This is a genomic window from Variovorax sp. SG517, assembly GCF_013376045.1.
In the GTDB taxonomy this organism is placed as follows: domain Bacteria; phylum Pseudomonadota; class Gammaproteobacteria; order Burkholderiales; family Burkholderiaceae_C; genus Variovorax.
Genome location: NZ_JABMJG010000007.1, coordinates 161887 through 179197, shown reverse-complemented (window position 1 = coordinate 179197; position 17311 = coordinate 161887). Strand labels below are relative to the sequence as shown.

The 17311-nt window shown below is 69.3% G+C and carries 17 protein-coding genes; 2 read left to right on the top strand and 15 right to left on the bottom strand.

Annotated elements, in window-relative coordinates; all coding sequences use genetic code 11:
* Positions 1-18: 18 nt before the first annotated feature.
* Together FHT32_RS22040 and FHT32_RS22035 are read right to left on the bottom strand one after the other, a co-directional pair.
* Positions 19-369 (bottom strand): VOC family protein, encoded by a 351-nt coding sequence (locus FHT32_RS22040; RefSeq protein WP_176666745.1) that lies wholly within the window; start codon positions 367-369, stop codon positions 19-21.
* Complete coding sequence (locus FHT32_RS22035) at positions 366-659, bottom strand: hypothetical protein (protein WP_176666744.1); 294 nt, start codon at positions 657-659, stop codon at positions 366-368. The genes FHT32_RS22040 and FHT32_RS22035 overlap by 4 nt, the downstream gene beginning before the upstream one ends.
* Before the next feature lie 194 nt (positions 660-853).
* Here FHT32_RS22035 and FHT32_RS22030 point away from each other — a divergent pair, with 194 nt between their 5' ends.
* A complete protein-coding gene (locus tag FHT32_RS22030) occupies positions 854-1213 on the top strand; it encodes a hypothetical protein (protein WP_176666743.1) in 360 nt (119 codons plus the stop codon).
* A gap of 45 nt (positions 1214-1258) precedes the next feature.
* Here FHT32_RS22030 and FHT32_RS22025 read toward each other — a convergent pair whose 3' ends face one another.
* From FHT32_RS22025 to FHT32_RS22000, 6 genes are all read right to left on the bottom strand, one after another.
* Positions 1259-3574 carry a glycoside hydrolase family 3 N-terminal domain-containing protein gene (locus FHT32_RS22025; protein WP_176666742.1) on the bottom strand — a complete coding sequence of 772 codons (2316 nt, stop codon included), beginning with the start codon at positions 3572-3574 and terminating at the stop codon, positions 1259-1261.
* A gap of 122 nt (positions 3575-3696) precedes the next feature.
* Complete coding sequence (gene tcuB, locus FHT32_RS22020) at positions 3697-4923, bottom strand: tricarballylate utilization 4Fe-4S protein TcuB (RefSeq protein WP_176666741.1); 1227 nt, start codon at positions 4921-4923, stop codon at positions 3697-3699.
* A complete protein-coding gene (tcuA, locus tag FHT32_RS22015) occupies positions 4907-6334 on the bottom strand; it encodes an FAD-dependent tricarballylate dehydrogenase TcuA (RefSeq protein ID WP_176666939.1) in 1428 nt (475 codons plus the stop codon). Before tcuA ends, tcuB begins: the two co-directional genes overlap by 17 nt.
* Before the next feature lie 82 nt (positions 6335-6416).
* Complete coding sequence (locus tag FHT32_RS22010) at positions 6417-7343, bottom strand: LysR substrate-binding domain-containing protein (RefSeq protein ID WP_176666740.1); 927 nt, start codon at positions 7341-7343, stop codon at positions 6417-6419.
* A gap of 131 nt (positions 7344-7474) precedes the next feature.
* Entirely contained in the window at positions 7475-8242 is a 768-nt protein-coding gene (locus tag FHT32_RS22005; protein WP_176666739.1) for a class II aldolase/adducin family protein, read from the bottom strand.
* A gap of 20 nt (positions 8243-8262) precedes the next feature.
* Positions 8263-8853: an HD domain-containing protein gene (locus FHT32_RS22000; RefSeq protein WP_125952939.1), complete on the bottom strand. Its 591-nt coding sequence runs from the start codon at positions 8851-8853 to the stop codon at positions 8263-8265.
* A gap of 146 nt (positions 8854-8999) precedes the next feature.
* On the opposite strand from FHT32_RS22000, the gene FHT32_RS21995 reads away from it, so the two are divergent.
* Positions 9000-9722, top strand: a complete 723-nt coding sequence (locus FHT32_RS21995; RefSeq protein WP_176666738.1) for a Crp/Fnr family transcriptional regulator — start codon at positions 9000-9002, stop codon at positions 9720-9722.
* Positions 9723-9737: 15 nt separating this feature from the next.
* Here the strand turns inward: FHT32_RS21995 and FHT32_RS21990 are convergent, their stop codons facing one another.
* The 7 genes from FHT32_RS21990 to FHT32_RS21960 form a co-directional block, all read right to left on the bottom strand.
* A complete protein-coding gene (locus FHT32_RS21990) occupies positions 9738-10910 on the bottom strand; it encodes an ABC transporter substrate-binding protein (RefSeq protein WP_176666737.1) in 1173 nt (390 codons plus the stop codon).
* Between the two features lie 86 nt (positions 10911-10996).
* Positions 10997-13414, bottom strand: coding sequence for an excinuclease ABC subunit UvrA (locus tag FHT32_RS21985; RefSeq protein ID WP_176666736.1), 2418 nt, complete (start codon positions 13412-13414; stop codon positions 10997-10999).
* 17 nt (positions 13415-13431) lie between these two features.
* Positions 13432-13842, bottom strand: a complete 411-nt coding sequence (locus tag FHT32_RS21980; RefSeq protein ID WP_176666735.1) for a VOC family protein — start codon at positions 13840-13842, stop codon at positions 13432-13434.
* A 35-nt stretch (positions 13843-13877) separates the two neighbouring features.
* Positions 13878-14333, bottom strand: a complete 456-nt coding sequence (locus FHT32_RS21975; protein ID WP_176666734.1) for a helix-turn-helix transcriptional regulator — start codon at positions 14331-14333, stop codon at positions 13878-13880.
* Positions 14334-14403: 70 nt separating this feature from the next.
* Positions 14404-15159: a tRNA (guanosine(46)-N7)-methyltransferase TrmB gene (gene trmB, locus FHT32_RS21970; RefSeq protein ID WP_176666733.1), complete on the bottom strand. Its 756-nt coding sequence runs from the start codon at positions 15157-15159 to the stop codon at positions 14404-14406.
* A complete protein-coding gene (gene gluQRS, locus FHT32_RS21965) occupies positions 15159-16121 on the bottom strand; it encodes a tRNA glutamyl-Q(34) synthetase GluQRS (RefSeq protein ID WP_176666732.1) in 963 nt (320 codons plus the stop codon). Before gluQRS ends, trmB begins: the two co-directional genes overlap by 1 nt.
* A gap of 17 nt (positions 16122-16138) precedes the next feature.
* Entirely contained in the window at positions 16139-17254 is a 1116-nt protein-coding gene (locus FHT32_RS21960; RefSeq protein WP_176666731.1) for an NAD(P)/FAD-dependent oxidoreductase, read from the bottom strand.
* Between the last annotated feature and the right edge of the window lie 57 nt (positions 17255-17311).

Below are 17311 nucleotides of genomic sequence, written 5' to 3'. Positions count from 1 at the left end.
CCAGGACCTTCAGTGGCGTCAGCTGTGGGCGAGGATGTTGACCAGCTTGCCGAACGGATCGCGCACGTAGAAGCGCCGCACGCCCCAGGGCTCGTCGACCGGGCCGTATTCGATGGCGAAGCCCGCGGCCTTCATGCGTTCGAAAGCTTCGTTCACGTCGTCCACCTCGACGGAGAGCTCGGGCACCGGCGTACCGGAGCCGCCTTCGGATGCGAAGCTCAGCTGCACCGTCATGCCGGCCTGCGAGCCGTAGGTCTGGATCCAGCCGTGGTCCATGAGCAGGTCGAGGCCGAGGATGTCCTTGTAGAAGATGGCGGCGCGCGTGGGATCGGGCGTGGCGAAGTTGGCGACTAGGCGTTTGACTTTCATGGCGTGGGTTTCCCGATGATGAATGTCTGGGGCTGGCCGTTGCACTCGACATGCAGCAGATCGTCTTCGACGCGGATGCCGTCCCATCGCTCGATGCGGCCGTTCGAGTCAATGATCTCTACCGAGTCTTCGGAGGTCACGCGGTAGCTGAACACCGGCGCAGCCAGCGGGCCGTTCTTCGCGCCGATGGTTGCGCTCACGTGGCCGGCGGGGTGGAAGCTGTAGCTGCCGACGAGGGTGTCGGATACGAGGTTCAGTTGGTGGCCGATGGGCAGGCGGTGGTTGGACATGGGCTTTGGAAGACGTCTTTCTTGTCTCTATGCGCAGGATGGCCGGGCGTTCGGATCATCGCGCCGAATCGTGCTGGCAGGCGTGCTCATCTACACCTAAGCGAACCCTCACCCCAACCTAAGCAGTCCCTCAGCGGCCGATAAGTACCGCGTCCTAGAGTGAATCCATAGTCATCACTCACAAGGAGACAGCCATGAGAGTTCGAACCATTGCCCTGTGCATCGTCGCCGCGCCCACGCTGGTGCTGGCATCGCTTGCGCACGCGGGCGGACGTGCGGAGCCGGACTATCCGCAGATCTCGCACTCGACGCAGTCGCGCGATGCGGTGGCTGACGAGGCCATGCGCGCGAACAACGGCGTCCATGCGACCGAGGTCGCCGAGTCGCAGCCGGCGCCGAGCGTGTCGGGGGCCGATCGCGCGCAGGTGCAGGCCGAAGCGATTCGCGCGAACAACGGCATCCATCCGACCGAGGTGATGGAGTCGCAGGTGGCGCCGCCCGTGGCGTCGGCGAATCCGTCGGGTTCGCCGGTCGCGCACGCGATGGGCGAATAGACGGACGAACAGATGAACGAATAGGGGGCTCGGTGCCGGCGGGCCTCAATCCCGCGTGAGCACGAAGCGCTTGCGGATGCCGCTCGCGGCCGAGGGCGCCACCCACAGGTCGAACTCGCCGGGCTCCACGGTGGGCTTCATGTCGCGGCCGATGAATGACAGGTCATCGGCCGTGAGCGTGAACTCGACGATTTCCGATGCGCCCGGCGCAATGGACAGCTTGCGGAATCCCTTGAGCTCGCGCACCGGCCTCGTCACGCTCGCGGCGCGCTCGGCGACGTAGAGCTGCACCACTTCCTCCGCCTCGCGCGTGCCGGTGTTGGTGACGGTGGCGCGCACGCGCAGCGTGCCCGACAGCGGCATGCGCTCGCTGCTCAGTTCCACGTTGTCGTAGCGCACGGGCGCATAGCCGAGGCCGAAGCCGAAGGGATAGAGCGCCTCGTTCGTCGCGTCGACATAGCGGGTCTTGAAGGCCATGTCGGGCGCGTTCTCCGGCGAGGGGCGCCCGGTGCGCTTGTGGCCGTAGTAGTAGGGCACCTGACCGGCCGTCTGCGGAAAGCTCACGGGCAGCCGGCCCGAGGGATTGAAGTCGCCGAACACCACGTCGGCGATCGCGTTGCCGGTCTGCACGCCGAGGAACCAGGTCACGAGGATGGCGCGCGCATTGCGCACCGCGCCCTTGAGCGCCATCGCGCGGCCGTTGCTCAGCAGCATGACCACGGGCTTGCCGGTGGCGGCCACCGCCTCGGCCAGGTCCTGCTGCGCCTGCGGCAGGCCGATGTCGCTGCGCGAGCGTGCTTCGCCCGACATCTTCTGGCTTTCGCCGATGGCCAGCAGCACCACGTCGGCATCGCGCGCGGCGGCCACCGCGGCGTCGATGCCGCCGGGCAGCGCCGATTCGATGCCGGATCCGCGCACCACGTTCACCGACGAGTTGGGCCCCAGCGCGTTGCGCAGGCCCTGGTCGATGCCCACCGGCGCCGACTGCCCCGGGAACAGGCTCCAGGCGCCCATCAGGTCGATGGTGCCCTCGGCGAAGGGGCCGATCAGCGCGATCTTCGTGCCTGCCTTGGGCAGTGGCAGCAGCATGCGGTCGTTCTTCAGCATCACGATGGAGCGGCGCGCGCTTTCGCGCGCCAGTGAGATGAATTCGGGGTTCTCGGCGCGCTGGGCGGCAGGCAGGCCGTCGAGGCCGCGCATGGGGTCGTCGAACAGGCCCAGCTTCTGCTTTACGCGCAGCACGCGGCGCACGGCCTCGTCGAGCCGAGACATCGGCACCTCGCCCGAGGCGACGAGATCGGGCAGGTAGCGCATGTACAGGCCGCTCTGCATGCTCACGTCGGTGCCCGCCATGAAGGCCTGCTTGGCCGCCTCGCGAGGGTTGGCGGCGTAGCCGTGCTCCACGAGTTCCTCGTCGGCCGTGTAATCGGAGACCACGAAGCCGCGGAACTTCCATTCGTCGCGCAGCACGCCTGTCAGCAGCGCGGGGTTGGCGGTGGAGGGCACGCCGCCGATCTCGTTGAAGGCGCTCATCACCGACAGCGCGCCCGCGTCCAGCGCCGCGCGGAAGGGCGGCAGGTACACCTCGCGCAGCGTGCGCTCGGAGATGTCGCTCACGTTGTAGTCGAGGCCGCCCTCGGCAGCACCATAGGCCGCGAAGTGCTTGGGCGTGGCCAGCATCGAGTCGGGCCGCGACAGGTCGGCGCCCTGGAAACCGCGAACGCGCGCGGCCGCGAACTGCTTCGCGAGGAAGACGTCTTCGCCCACGCCTTCGAGGCCCCGGCCCCAGCGCGCGTCGCGTGCGATGTCGACCATCGGCGCGAAGGTCCAGCGGAAACCGTCGGCCGTGGCCTCCACTGCTGCGGCGCGTGCGGTGCGCTCGGCCAGCGCGGGTTCCCAGCTCGAAGCCTCGGCCAGCGGCATCGGGAACATCGTGCGAAAGCCATGGATCACGTCGGCGCCGAAGATCAGCGGAATGCCCAGGCGCGATTCCTTGATCGCAATCTGCTGCAGCCTGCGCTTGCCTTCGAGGCCTGCGTTGTTGAAAAGGCCCGTGAGCCGGCCGGCGCGAACGTCGGCCGTCTCCTGCTGGGCGTTGCGCCAGCCGGCCTGCGGGTTGTTGGGCGTGTCGATGTCGGCAGGGCCGTACAGGCTGAGCTGGCCGGCTTTCTCCTGCACCGTCATGCGGGAGATCAGGGCTTCGATGCGGGCCTCGGCGTCCTGTTGCTGCGGCTGCTGCTGGGGTGCAGCGGTCGTTGCATCGGCGGCGGCCGATGCGGAGGGCAGGAGGAGCGCGAGGGAGAGGAGGGCGCAGGCGGGGGCGAGAGAGCGCGCCGGAAGGCGCGGGAGTCGGACGTGCATGGGCTCCTATTCTGCAGACATCGGGAGCCGCACCTTTCGATAGGCCTTCGCGCAGGTTGTTGCCGGATGTGACGCTCGGCGAAGGCGAGCGCGCATCGGCGCCGCGGCCTTCGCTGCGCCGTTCAGTCGGCGCCCAGCTGCAATCGGCTCGGCAGCCTCTTCTCGATCGCGAACTTCAGAAGCGCCGCCGAACGGAAGATGCCGTGCGCGAACTTGCCATAGGGCAGCGTGAGAAAGAGCGCCATCACCACGCCCAGGTGCACCGCCAGCAGCAGCGCCATGAAGCGGGTGTCGCGCCACGCCAGCAGCGCGAGGCCGGTGAGGCTGGTGAGCAGCAGCAGTGCGATGAAGCCCCGGTCCATCGGGCGCTGTGCGGTGTCGCCATGAGCCGGGTCGCGCCGCAGGTTCAGCCACAGCAGGCCTGCGGGGCCAATCAGCAGCCCGATGCCGCCGGCGGTGCCCAGCAGCACCGGCAGGCTGGTCAACGCATAGGGGGCGTGCAGGCCGAGCAGGTAGTGATAGAGCGTCGCCACGCAGGTCGATGCGAAGCACAGCATGAAGCCGTAGAAGGTGAAGTGATGGAAGCGCCTGCGCCACAGGGTGAAGCGGTCGTCCTCGTTGTTGCAGCCTTCGCCGTGACCGCCGTCGAGGTACTTCAGGCGCAGCGCATCGCGTGCCGCCTCGGCGCCGGCGGGGCCGCGCACGCCCGGCAGGTCGGGCGCGTTCTGAGGATCGTTCGCCGGCGAAACCTCGCGCCAGAAGCGGCGCACGCCCATCGCGAGCGCGAGCATCACGAAGAGGAACACCGCGCCGAAAACCAGCGCGAGCAGGTTGTGCGGAAAGATCGCATAGAAGTTGCCCGCCATCGGCCCGTGCAGCAGCGAGCCCGACATCGCCACGGCCAGCACCAGGAAGAGGGCGAGTCCGCCCGCCAGGGCCAGTGCGACCGTGAGGCCGGCTCTGCGGTAGAGCGCGCCCATGGCGGGCGGCCAGGCGTAGTCGTGATAGGTCTGCATGCGAACCCGGGCCATGGCCTGCGGCACATTCACCGCGAACTCGTGCGGCGGCGCGTACTGGCAGGCGTGCAGGCAGGCGCCGCAGTTGTGGCAGAGGTTGGCGAGGTAGTGCGTGTCGGCCTTGTTGCCGAAGTCGAGCCGGCGCGTCATGGCCGGGAACACGGCGCAGAAGCCCTCGCAGTAGCGGCAGGCGTTGCAGATCTGCAGGATGCGCGCGACTTCGCCTTCACCGGCGGTCAGGGGCAGCGCGGGGGCGATGGGAATCACGCGCTGCGCGGGCGTGCCCTCGGCATCCGCCCGTGCGCGCGCGACGAGATCAGTGAGCTGCTGCAAGCGCGGCCTCCTTGTCGTTCTTCGTGGAGGCCCGCGCGGCTTTTGCCGCCTGCGTGCCTGCGATGCGGCCGAAGGCCGTGCCGATGCTCATGCCCACGCCCGCCGTGTAGCCCTTGCCGAGCACGTTGCCGGCCATCATTTCGCCGGCCACGAACAGGTTGGGGCTGGGGCGGCCGCTGAATCGCACGGCCGCCGTCTCGTCCACCTTCAGGCCCAGGTAGGTGAAGGTGATGCCGGGCCGCAGCGGATAGGCATGGAAGGGCGCTGTATCGATGGGGCGCGCCCAGTGCGTCTTGGCGGGCGCGAGGCCCTCGGTGTGGCAGTCGTCCAGCGCGGTGTGGTCGAAGCGGCCGACGCGGCATGCGGCGTTGTAGTCCTCCACGGTGCGCACGAAGGTGGCTTCGTCCAGGCCGATCTTGCGCGCGAGCTCGCCGAGCGTGTCGGCCTGCGTGCCGGGAAACACCGGCGGCATGAAGCGCCCGACCGCCTTCTGGTCGATGACCGACCATGCGATCTGCCCCGGCTGCTGTGCCACCAGCCGGCCCCAGATGGCGTAGCGCTTGGGCCAGAAGTCCTCGCCCTCGTCGTAGAAGCGCTTCGCCTCGCGGTTGACCACCACGCCCAGCGACACGCAGTCGATGCGCGTGCAGATGCCGCCGTCGTACAGCGGCGCGCGCGCGTCGATGGCCACCATGTGACCCTGCGACGGATCGCCGATGCTGTCGGCGCCCGACTCGATCATGTGCTTCAGGAGCACGCCCTGGTTGAAACGCGTGCCGCGGATCAGGAAGTTGTCGGCAGGCCATTCGCCGCGCTCGTTCCGTCCCCATGCCTCGCGCAGCCATTCGCGGTTCGACTCGAAGCCGCCGGCGGCCAGCACGCAGCTCTTCGCTTCGATGCGCTCGCCGGCTTCGGTGCGCACGGCCACGAAGCGCTCGCCGTCGAGCTCGACCGAGGCCACGGGCGTGTCGTAGCGGATCTGCACGCCGAGCCTTTCGGCGCTGCGGAAATAGGCGTTCACCAGCGCCTTGCCGCCGCCCATGAAGAAGGCGTTGGTGCGCGCGACGTGCAATGCGCCCGACAGCGGCGGCTGGAAGTGCACGCCGTGGCTGCGCATCCAGTCGCGGCAGCTCGACGAGGCGCGGATCACAAGGCGCGCGAGTCGCTCGTCGGTGAGGCCGCCGGTCACCTTCAGAAGGTCCTGCCAGTACTCCTCTTCGGGGTAGGCATCGACCAGCACGTCCTGCGGCGCGTCGTGCATGCAGCGCAGGTTGCGCGTGTGCTGCGAGTTGCCGCCGCGCCATGCTCTGGGCGAGGCTTCGAGCAGCAGCACCGAGGCGCCTGCCTCGCGCGCCATCAGGGCGGCGCAGAGGGCGGCATTGCCGCCTCCGACCACCAGTACGTCCATCACTCTCACTCGTGGGTCTCCTTGGGATGAGGAGACTGTAGGCAGGCAGGCCTTCAGGCGAAAGGCCGGTTCGGGCAACGGGTGTTCACGTTTCGAGAAGACTGGCGCCTGCCCAGCGGCCCTCGCGCACCAGGGTGCGCGCCGTGTCGGCCACCACCACGCGGGTGGCCAGCGCGGCGGGGGAGAGCTCGTCGTCCGACAGGCTCACGAGCAGGTTGCGCCGGCCCACGTGCGCGTCGGCGATCTGGGTGAGCTGCAGATCGTCGCGCTCGTGCCGCGCGGTGGCGGCGCCGGGCTGGATGGTCGCGCCATGGCCGGCGCGCACCGCGTCCATCAGCAGTGCGAGGCCGTCGACCTCGGCCACGATGCGTGGCGAGATGCGTGCCCGCGTGAAGGCGGCCGTCAGCGTGGCGCGCAGGCCGTGGCTGCCGGTGGGCAGGATGAGAGGCAGCTCGGCCAGTTGCGCGAGCCGCACGCGCGCACCGGTGGGGCGATGGGCCAGCGTGGGGGATGCGATCACGAAGAGCTTCTCGGCCAACAGTGGCGTCACGCTCCAGCGCCGCGGCGTGTCGGTATGGAACAGCACGGCCAGGTCGAGCTGCCGCGCCTGCAGCATGGTCGTGAGATGGCCCGAGAGCGCCTCGATCAGGTGCAGCCGCACATCGGGGTAGCGCTCGCGCATGGCGCGCATCAGCGGCACGCCGAGCACCGTGGCGGTGGTGGGCGCGAGGCCCACGCTCACGTGGCCAGAGAGCCGCGCCTGCTGCGCCGCGAGCACCGCGTCGTCGGCATGGCGCAGAACGAGCTGGGCCTGGTGCAGGAAGGCCACGCCGGCATCAGTGGGCACCACGCCGCTGGCGCTGCGCTTGAGCAGCCGGGTGGAGAGCTCGCCTTCGAGCCGGCTGATCTGCTGGCTCAGCGCCGAGGTGACGACACCCAGTTCGACCGCGGCGCGGCCCATGCTGCGAAGCTCGCAGACCTTGACGAAGTAGCGCAGTTGCCTGAGTTCCATCGGGCGATCATCGCACCGGCAAGGAGTGCCGCACTCGGCACTCACAGCAGCGGCCAGGCAAAAAAATGGCCGCCAACACCCGTCGCGCAGGCGCTGGCAGCCGTGGAAACCGTGACCGGCGAAGGTCGGTCTTACTGCTTGTAGCTGTCGTCGATGCGGTCGAGCTTGCGGATGAGCGACGGCCAGACGAACTGCCCGCCCAGGCCGCCGGTCTGCACCTTCATGGCCTGGCCCACGCCCTCCACGATGCGCGGATTCACGTGCGTGAGTTCACTTCCGCCCGACTGCGCCGCGATCTGGATCTGGCAGGTGGCCTCGAAGGTGTACATCGAGAGGAAGGCGTCCGCAATGGTCTTGCCGCAGGTCAGCAGGCCGTGGTTGCGCAGCATGAGGAAGTTGGCGTTGCCCATGTCGGCCTGCAGGCGCGGCTTCTCGTCGTCGCGGAAGGCCACGCCCTCGTAGTCGTGGTACGCCAGCGAGGCCAGCACGAAGGTCGACTGCTGGCTGATGGGCAGCACGCCGTTCTTCTGCGCGCTCACGGCAATGCCGGCGCGGGTGTGGGTGTGCAGCACGCACTGGATGTCTTCCCGCGCCGCATGCACCGCGCTGTGAATCACGAAGCCAGCGGGGTTCACGGGGTAGGGCGAGTCGATGACCTTGTTGCACTGCTGGTCGACCTTCACCAGGCTCGACGCGGTGATCTCGTCGAACATCAGGCCGTAGGGGTTGATCAGGAAGTGATGCTCGGGGCCCGGAATCCGCGCACTGATGTGCGTGAAGACCAGGTCGCTCCAGCCGTGCAGCGCTACCAGGCGGTAGCACGCGGCGAGGTCGACGCGCAGCTGCCACTCCTCGGCGGAGACGAGCTTCTGGATTTCGGGTTGTGCGAAGGCGTTCATGGGTGTTTCCTAAGGCTGGTTCAGGCGGCCGCGGGCTCGGTCAGCGCGGCCTTGTAGATGCTCTGCTTCGGCTGTGCCATCACGCGGCGCAGCATGGGTTCGAACTCGCTGATGGGCAGGGTCTCGGCCTTGGGGTCGAAGGCGGGGTTGTCGTAGAGCGCGCAGAACTCGGCCGTGCGCTCGTAATGCGGATGGCCCTTGAAGTTGTCGCGCATGTCGCGGTCCAGCCCGATGTGGTGGAAGAAGTAGTGGCCCTGGAAGATGCCGTGGTTCTGCACCATCCAGTGGTTGGCTTCGCTCACGAAGGGCTTGAGGATGGCCGCGGCGATGTCGGGGTGGTTGAAGCTGCCAAGGGTGTCGCCGATGTCGTGCAGCAGGGCGCACACCACGTATTCCTCGTCGCGGCCGTCGCGCAGCGCGCGGGTGGCGGTCTGCAGCGAGTGGGTGTAGCGGTCGACCGGGAAGCCGCCGTAGTCGCCTTCGAGGATCTGCAGGTGCTTGATCACGCGGGCGGGCAGGCCGCCCGCGAACTGCATGAACTCGCCACCGATCAGCTGCCAGTCTTCGCGCGTGCTTTCCTGCATGCTCTTGAAACTTGCGCGTGCGTTCATCGCCGGAGTCTCCGTTCTTTTGTGTCCTGTGGGGGAGCTGGCCACTGTATGCCTGCGCTTGACCATGAACTGTCAAGAATTTGACAATGCGGGGTTCTGGTAAACCCCCGTTCCCTCGTCATTCCCCTGTCATTTCCTCTTTCTTGATGGCCGCCTCTTCGAAGCCGCGCCTTTCCGCCGCGCACCGCGCCGCGCTGGAAGGCAACCCGTGGTTCATGAGCATGCCGCGTGCGCAGCGCGAGGCGCTGGTGGGCGCGGCCGAGCTGCATCACGTGCGCCGCGGCGCGATGGTGTTCCGCCAGGGCGACCCCATCCACGCTACGGACGGCGGCTTCTACGGGCTGGTGGCGGGCACCATCAAGGTCTCGTCGCTGCGCCAGGACGGGCGCGAGGCCATCCTCGCCGTGCTGGAGCCGGGCAACTGGTTCGGAGAGATCACCCTGATCGACGGCTCGCCGCGCACGCACGACGCCACCGCGCTGGAGGCGCTCGACCTGCTGGTGGTGCCGCCCGCGGCTTTCGTGCAGCTGATGCGCGACGTGGTGTTCTCCAACGCCATCGCCGCGATGCTGGCGTCGCGCGTGCGCATGCTCTACGGCCTCGCGGAGGACGCCACCCTGCGCAGCCTGCGCGCGCGCGTGGCGCACCGTCTGCTGGTGCTGGCGCGCGGCGACGCCACGCAGTCGGTGCAACTGCGGCACGAACTGCAGCTGCCGCAGGAGGCGCTGGCGATGATGCTCGGCGTGACGCGCCAGACGCTGTCGAAGGAGCTCAATGCGCTGGCGGCGGAGGGCGTGCTTTCGCTGGGCTACGGGCGCATCGAGCTGCGCTCGCTCGATGCGCTGCGGGCGCTGGTGAGCACCGGTTAGGTGGCGCGCCGAGAACTATCGCAGCACGCGCCCGTCGGCCGAGATGCTGATCAGGTCGATGTTGCGCACGCTGTCGCGCAGGCCCGGGCGCAGGTTGATGCGGAAGCCGCCCACGTCGTAGTCGGTCATGCCCGACATCACGCGCAGCAGGCTCGCCGTGTTGAAGCCGCGGCCCGCGCGGCGCACCGCCTCGCCGGCGGCCTTGGCCGCGATGAAGCCTTCGAGGCCTTCGTACGACGCGGTCTGGTCGGAGTTGTCGACGGCCGCGAGGTACTCCTTGACGATCGGAATGGCCGAGGGGCGCGGCGAAGGCACCACCTGCGAGATCACGATGCCGCCGATGTCCTTGCCGAGCGTGGCGTACAGCGGGTCGATGCCCACGATGGAGAAGGCCATGAAGCTGCCCGCGTAGCCGCTCTTGCGCAGCTTGCGGATGGCGTTGGCCGTTGTGCCCGAGAGCGACACCAGCACGATGGCCTGGGGGGACTGCTTCTGCACTTCCTTCAGCGCCGCGTCGAGCTTGTCGCCGTTGGCCGGCACCAGCGCGGTCGCGACCAGCGGCGTGAGCCTGAGCTCGGTGATGGCCTGCTCCACGGCCGCGAGCCCGGCGCGGCCCATGGCGTCGTCGTCGCCCACCAGCGCCACGCGCGTCTGGCCCACCGTGGCGCACTGCCTCACGATCTTCAGGGCCTCGTCGATCATGCCGGGGCGCACGTGGAACACATTGGGATGCTCGGCGCCGCGCAGCGTGTCGGAGGCCGCGAAGGGCGCGAACAGCAGGCTGCCCTGCTGCGTGGCGACGTTCGCGCCGGCCTCGCTGCTGGCCGTGCCGACGAAGCCGAAGAGCATGTCGGCCTTGTCGGTGGTGAGCAGGGTGCGCGCATTGGCGGTGGCGCGGGCCGCGTCATAGCCGTCGTCGAGCTGCAGCAGCTTCAGCTGCAGGCCGCTGGCCGCATTGCGTTCGTTGAACGCGGTCACCGCGAGTCGGCTGCCGGCCGCGAAGGCGGTGCCGATCTCGGAGGCGCCGCCGGTCAGCGGCACCGATTGCCCCAGCAGCACGACGCGCGCCCCGCCGGCCGCGGCCGCCGTCCGCGCGGTCTGCGCCATGACGGGGTGGGCCATGCCGATGCCGCTTCCGAGCACCAGGGCGCCTGCCTTGCCCAACCATTCCCTGCGTGACGTGTTCATTGGACACCTTCTTTCACATTAGTAAAAAAGTGTAGCAATATCGGGGCCAGGGTGAAAGGCGGGCTTACCAGGTGAAGGGGCTTCGATCAGTCTCCCTTCACGTAGCCTGCGAGGTGCTTGCCTGTGAGCGTCGGGCGCTTGGCGACGAGCTCCGCCGGCGTGCCCTCGAAGACGACCCGCCCGCCCTCGTGCCCCGCACCGGGGCCGAGGTCGATGATCCAGTCGGCATGCGCCATCACCGCCTGGTGGTGCTCGACCACGATGACCGACTTGCCCGCATCCACCAGCCGGTCGAGCAGGCCCAGCAGCTGCGCCACGTCGGCCAGGTGCAGGCCGGCGGTGGGCTCGTCGAGCACGTAGATGTCGCCCTTCTCGGCCATCTGCGTGGCCAGCTTGAGCCGCTGCCGCTCGCCGCCCGAGAGCGTGGTGAGCGGCTGCCCGAGCCGCAGGTAGCCCAGCCCCACGTCGGCCAGCCGCTGCAGGATGGCGTGCGCGGCCGGCGTGCGCGCCTTGCCCTCGCCGAAGAAGGCGAGGGCCTCGTCCACCGGCATCCCCAGCACCTCGGCGATGTCGCGCCCGCCGAAGCGGTACTCCAGCACCGAGGCCTGGAAGCGCTTGCCGCCGCATTCCTCGCAGGGGGTGGCCACGCCGGCCATCATCGCGAGGTCGGTGTAGATCACGCCCGCGCCGTTGCAGGTTGGGCAGGCGCCTTCGGAGTTGGCGCTGAAGAGCGCCGGCTTCACGCCGTTGGCCTTGGCGAAGGCGTTGCGGATCGGGTCTAGCAGCCCGGTGTAGGTGGCCGGGTTGCTGCGCCGCGAGCCGCGGATCGCGCCCTGGTCGATGCTCACCACGCCCGCGCCGGGCGGAATTGAGCCGTGCACCAGCGAGCTCTTGCCCGAGCCCGCCACGCCGGTAACCACCGCGAGCACGCCCAGCGGAATGTCGACGTCCACCTTGCGCAGGTTGTGCGTGGCCGCGCCGCGTATCTCAAGCTTGCCGGTCGGCTTGCGAACCTTCTTCTTCAGCGTCGCCCGGTCGTCGAGATGCCGGCCGGTGACCGTGCCGCTGCCGCGCAGCCCCTCGACGCTGCCCTCGAAGCACACGCTGCCGCCGGCCGAGCCCGCGCCCGGCCCCAGGTCGACGACGTGGTCTGCGATGGCGATGACCTCCGGCTTGTGCTCGACCACAAGCACCGTGTTGCCCTTGTCGCGCAGCCGCAGCAGCAGCTCGTTCATGCGCTGGATGTCGTGCGGATGCAGGCCGGTGGTGGGCTCGTCGAACACGTAGGTCACGTCGGTGAGGGAGGAGCCGAGATGGCGGATCATCTTCGTGCGCTGCGCCTCGCCGCCCGACAGCGTGCCCGAAGGCCGGTCGAGCGAGAGGTAGCCCAGCCCGATCTCCACGAATGAATCGAGGCTCGCCGCCAGCGCCTTCAGCAGAGGCGCCACCGAGGGCTCCTTCAGGCCGCGCACCCACTCGGCGAGGTCGCTGATCTGCATCGCGCAGGCGTCGGCGATGTTGACGCCCTTGATCTTCGACGAGCGCGCCGGCGCCGCGAGCCGCGTGCCCTCGCATTCGGGGCAGGTGGAAAACGTCACCACGCGCTCCACGAAGGCGCGCACGTGCGGCTGCATCGCCTCCACGTCCTTCGACAGGAATGACTTCTGGATCGTCGGTATCAGCCCCGCGAAGGTGAGGTTGACGCCGTCCACCTTGATCTTCGTCGGCTCCTTGTAGAGCAGGTCGTGCAGCTCGTTCTTCGTGAACTTGCGGATCGGCTTGTCCGCGTCGAAGAAGCCGCAGCCGCGGAAGATGCGCCCGTACCAGCCTTCCATGCTGTAGCCGGGAATCTTGAGCGCGCCCTCGTTGAGCGACTTGCCGTCGTCGTAGAGCTCGGCAAGGTCGAAGTCGGTCACCGCGCCGCGCCCCTCGCAGCGCGGGCACATGCCGCCGATGCGGTTGAAGCTCTCCTTCACCGTCTTCGTCTTCGCGCCGCGTTCCACGGTGATCGCACCCGCCGCGCTGACCGAGGGCACGTTGAAGGCGAAGGCGCCCGGCGGCCCGATGTGCGGCTTGCCCAGGCGGCTGAAGAGAATGCGCAGCATCGCGTTGGCGTCGGTGACCGTGCCCACGGTCGAGCGCGGGTCGGCGCCCAGGCGCTGCTGGTCGACGATGATCGCGGTGGTCAGGCCGTCGAGCACGTCGACGTCCGGCCGCGCCAGCGTGGGCATGAAGCCCTGCACGAAGGCGCTGTAGGTCTCGTTGATGAGCCGCTGCGACTCGGCCGCGATGGTGCCGAACACCAGCGAGCTCTTGCCCGAGCCCGAGACGCCGGTGAACACCGTCAGCCTGCGCTTCGGGATATCGATGCTGATGTCCTTCAGGTTGTTCTCGCGCGCGCCGTGCACGCGGATCATGTCGTGGCTGTCGGCGGCGTGCTGCGCGGAAGGCGCTGCCTTGGCGGTTGCTCGGGGGGAGGTTTTCTTCGCGGCCTTCGTGCTCATCGGTTCGCCTCTGCGCCTCAGCCCAGCTGCTGGATGCGGATCAGGCTGCCCGCGGGGTCGCGCACCGCGCAGTCGCGAACGCCGTAGGGCTGGTCGGTCGGCTCCTGGACGATCTCGGTGTCGCTGGCCTGCAGCTTCGCGAAGGTGCCTTCGAGGTCGGGCGTGGCCAGCAGGATGGCGGCATAGGTGCCCTTGGCCATCATCTCGGCAATGGTGCGGCGCTCGTCGTCGGTGATGCCGGGGTAGGCGGCCGGCGGCGAGAGCACGATGGAAACATCGGGCTGGCCCTTGGGCCCGACGGTGATCCAGCGCATGCCGCCGTATCCCACGTCCTTGCGGACCTCGAAGCCGAGCAGGTCGCGGTAGAAGGCGAGCGAGGCCTCGGGGTCGTTGTGCGGAAGAAAACTCGCGTGGATGCTGATGTTCATCGTGATCGCTCCGGTCTGTTGTTGTAGAGGAGCGCTCAGTCTAGATGCGGCTCCCCCACCGGCGCTTCTCGATTCCTGATCGGTCGCGTGACCTGCTTCGCCACGCACGAGGGCATTCCCTCGGTCTGCTGCGCGGCCTCGCGCCGGTAGGCGCTGGGCGACATGCCCACCAGCTCGGTGAAGCGCGTGCTGAAGGTGCCCAGCGAGGAGCACCCGACCTCGAAGCAGACCTCGGTGACGCTCAGGTCGCCCCGGCGCAGGAGCGCCATCGCGCGCTCGATGCGCCGGGTCATCAGGTAGGAATAGGGCGCTTCGCCGTACGCGAGCTTGAACTGGCGGCTCAGGTGGCCGGCCGACATGTGCACGCCGAAGGCGAGGGCCTCGACGTCCAGGGGCTGTGCGTATTCGCGGTCGATGCGGTCGCGAACCCGGCGCAGCCGGGCGAGGTCGCGCAGATGGAGCTGCTCTGCGTCGGTCTTGTTGCTGGTCATCCGCGGGATCGTGCCATGTCGCGGCGGCAGGCTCAACCCGGCATGGCCCGCGTGGGCCGATGCGAAAGCGTCAGGCCTTGCGCTCGAACACCAGGTCCCACACGCCGTGGCCCAGCTTGATGCCGCGGTTCTCGAACTTGGTCAGCGGCCGGTAGTCGGGCTTGGGCGCGTAGCCTTCGGCGGTGTTGCGCAGCAGCGGCTCGCCTGAAAGCACCTCGAGCATCTGCTCGGCGTAGGGCTGCCAGTCGGTGGCGCAGTGGATGTAGCCGCCGGGGCGCAGGTGCTGCGCGAGCTTGGTCACGAACCCGGGCTGGATCAGGCGGCGCTTGTTGTGGCGCTTCTTGTGCCACGGGTCGGGAAAGAACACATGCACGCCGGCCAGCGTGCCGGGCTGCAGCATGTGGTCGAGCACGTCGACCGCGTCGTGCGCGCAGATGCGGATGTTCGACAGCTGCTGCTCGCCGATGCGCTTGAGCAGCGCGCCCACGCCGGGCTCGTGCACTTCGCAGCAGAAGAAGTTGGTGTCGGGCAGCACCGTCGCGATGTGTGCGGTGGCCTCGCCCATGCCGAAGCCGATTTCCAGCACCGTCGGCCCGGCGCGGCCGCCGAAGGTGGCGGTCAGGTCGATCGGCTCGGGCTTGTAGGGCACGAGGTACAGCGGCCCCAGTTCGGAGAAGGCGCGCGCCTGGCCCTCGGTGGTGCGGCCGCCGCGCTTGACGAAGCTCTTGAGGCGGCGGTGCAGCGGATGGGGCTTGTCGGCGCCTTCGTCGGCACCCTCGTCATGGCCCGGTGGGAGGTCGTTGGACACGGTATCGGAAAGATTCATCACGGGCGCGAATTGTAGAGAGCGCGCCATTGAGGCACCCAGCCGGCCAGCGCCGCGGGGCAGTCCGGGGCCGTGGCGGGCTGCAGGCCCAGCGCCCGCGCGGCCGCGTCGAGCGCCGCCAGGGCGGCGGCCGGGGAGCCGGTATCGATGGAGGTCGCGCCGTTCTGCTTCGAGAGCTTGTCGCCGTCGGCGCCGCGCACCAGCGGCGTGTGCAGGTAGCTGGGCGTGGGAAAGCCCAGCGCGCGCTGCAGCAGGATCTGGCGCGCGGTGTTGTCGGTGAGGTCCTCGCCGCGCACCACGTCGGTCACGCCCTGTTCCGCATCGTCGACCACCACCGCGAGCTGGTAGGCCCAGGGGCCGTCGGCACGGCGCAGCACGAAGTCGCCGACCTCGCGGCTCACGTTCTGGCACTGGCGGCCGAGGCGGCGGTCGATGAAGCAGAGCTCGCCGCTGGCGGCCGCATCGCCGGCGTCTTCCTCCCACGGCACGCCGGGCGTGGGTGGCAGGTCGGTCTCGAATTTCTCGGTGGCAAAGCGCCAGGCGCGCGCGGGCTTGCCGTGCAGCCCGTCGCGGCAGGTGCCGGGGTAGACGCGTTCGCCGTGGCGCTCGTGCCGATGGCCGAGCCGCGCGAGCGCTTCGTTGATGTCCTTGCGCGAGCAGCCGCAGGGGTAGGCCAGGCCGCGCGCCTTGAGCCGATCCAGCGCGGCCTCGTAGCGGTCGGTGCGGCGGGTCTGCCATACGGGGGGCTCGTCGGGCAGCAGGGCGCAGTCGGCCAGCTGCCGGAGGATGTGCTCGCCCATGCCGGGCAGGCAGCGCTCGGTGTCGGCGTCCTCGATGCGCACCAGCCAGCGCGCCTGCGGGCCGCGCGCGCGCACGTCGAGCCAGCTCGCAAGCGCGGCCACCAGCGAGCCCGCGTGAAGCGGGCCGGTGGGCGAGGGCGCGAAGCGGCCGGTCTCTCTCATCTCCCGGATGGACTGCCTCAGATCACGTCGAGCGCGAGCGACAGGCCCGAGAGGAAGGCGTCTTCCACGCGATGGCCGGTGCACCAATCGCCCGCAATGCCGATGCGGGCCTTGGCGTCCCACAGATGGGTGGTGCCCACGGGCACCTGGGTCTGGGCTTCGTTCCAGCAGATGGCCTGGGCGTGGGCCGGCGTGGCGTGGATGCCGGTGATCTCGGCGAAGGCGCGCAGCAGCTTGGCTTCCACGCGCGAGGGCGCGTCGCGCAGATGCTCTTGCGACCAGGTGGCGCTGGCCTGCAGCGTCCAGCGCTCGACGGGCTCGCGCCCGGGCTTGGACGACTCGCGCGCCAGCCAGGCCACGCGATGGTGCGTGCTGCGCGCCGCGTTCCACTGCGGGCCGAGGTGCGACATATTGGGCTGGTTGGCCTGGGGGAAGGCGATCATCAGCGTCCAGCAGGGCGCGATGCGCACGGGTTCGATCTTGCGGGCCAGTGTGGCCGAGAGCTTGCCCTCGCCCAGCAGCGCACGGGCGCCGGCCGGCGGCACCGCGAGCAGCACGGCGTCGAAGCCCGAATACACATGCTGCGAATCGTCGGCACCGGCGGTGCGCAGCTGCCAGCGCTTCGCGTCGAGCGCATCGGGCTCGATATTCGTGACGCGCGTGCCGGTGACCAGGCTGTTGCCCAGCGGCGCCGCCCAGCGGGCTACCAGCGAATCCATGCCCGGCTGGGCCACCCAGTGCGGCTCGAGGGAAGGCAGCGCAGCCTCGGCCACGCGGCCGTGCGCATCGAGCACGCGCACGAGGTTGGCGCTCCAGCGCTTGCACACGCCAGGGGCGTTCTCCAGCGCCAGGGCAAAGCGCGGATCACGCACGGTGAAATATTGGGCGCCGCTGTCGAAGCGGCCGAAGGCGGTGTCCACGCTCGCCATGCGTCCGCCGGCGGCGTCGTTGCGCTCGAACAGCGTGACCTTGTGGCCGGCCTGGACCAGCGTTCGCGCACAGGCCACCCCGGCGATGCCGGCGCCGACGACGGCGAAGTGGCGGGAGGGGCGCGGCTGGCCAGGGCCGGCTGGGGTTCGGTGGCGGTCGGCGGCGGCCTTGGCCGGCTTCTTTGCAGTTGCGCGAGTGCTCATGAACGGCTCTTTTCTTCTGGATGGAATGCGGATGGATGTGTCTGCACTCTACATCGG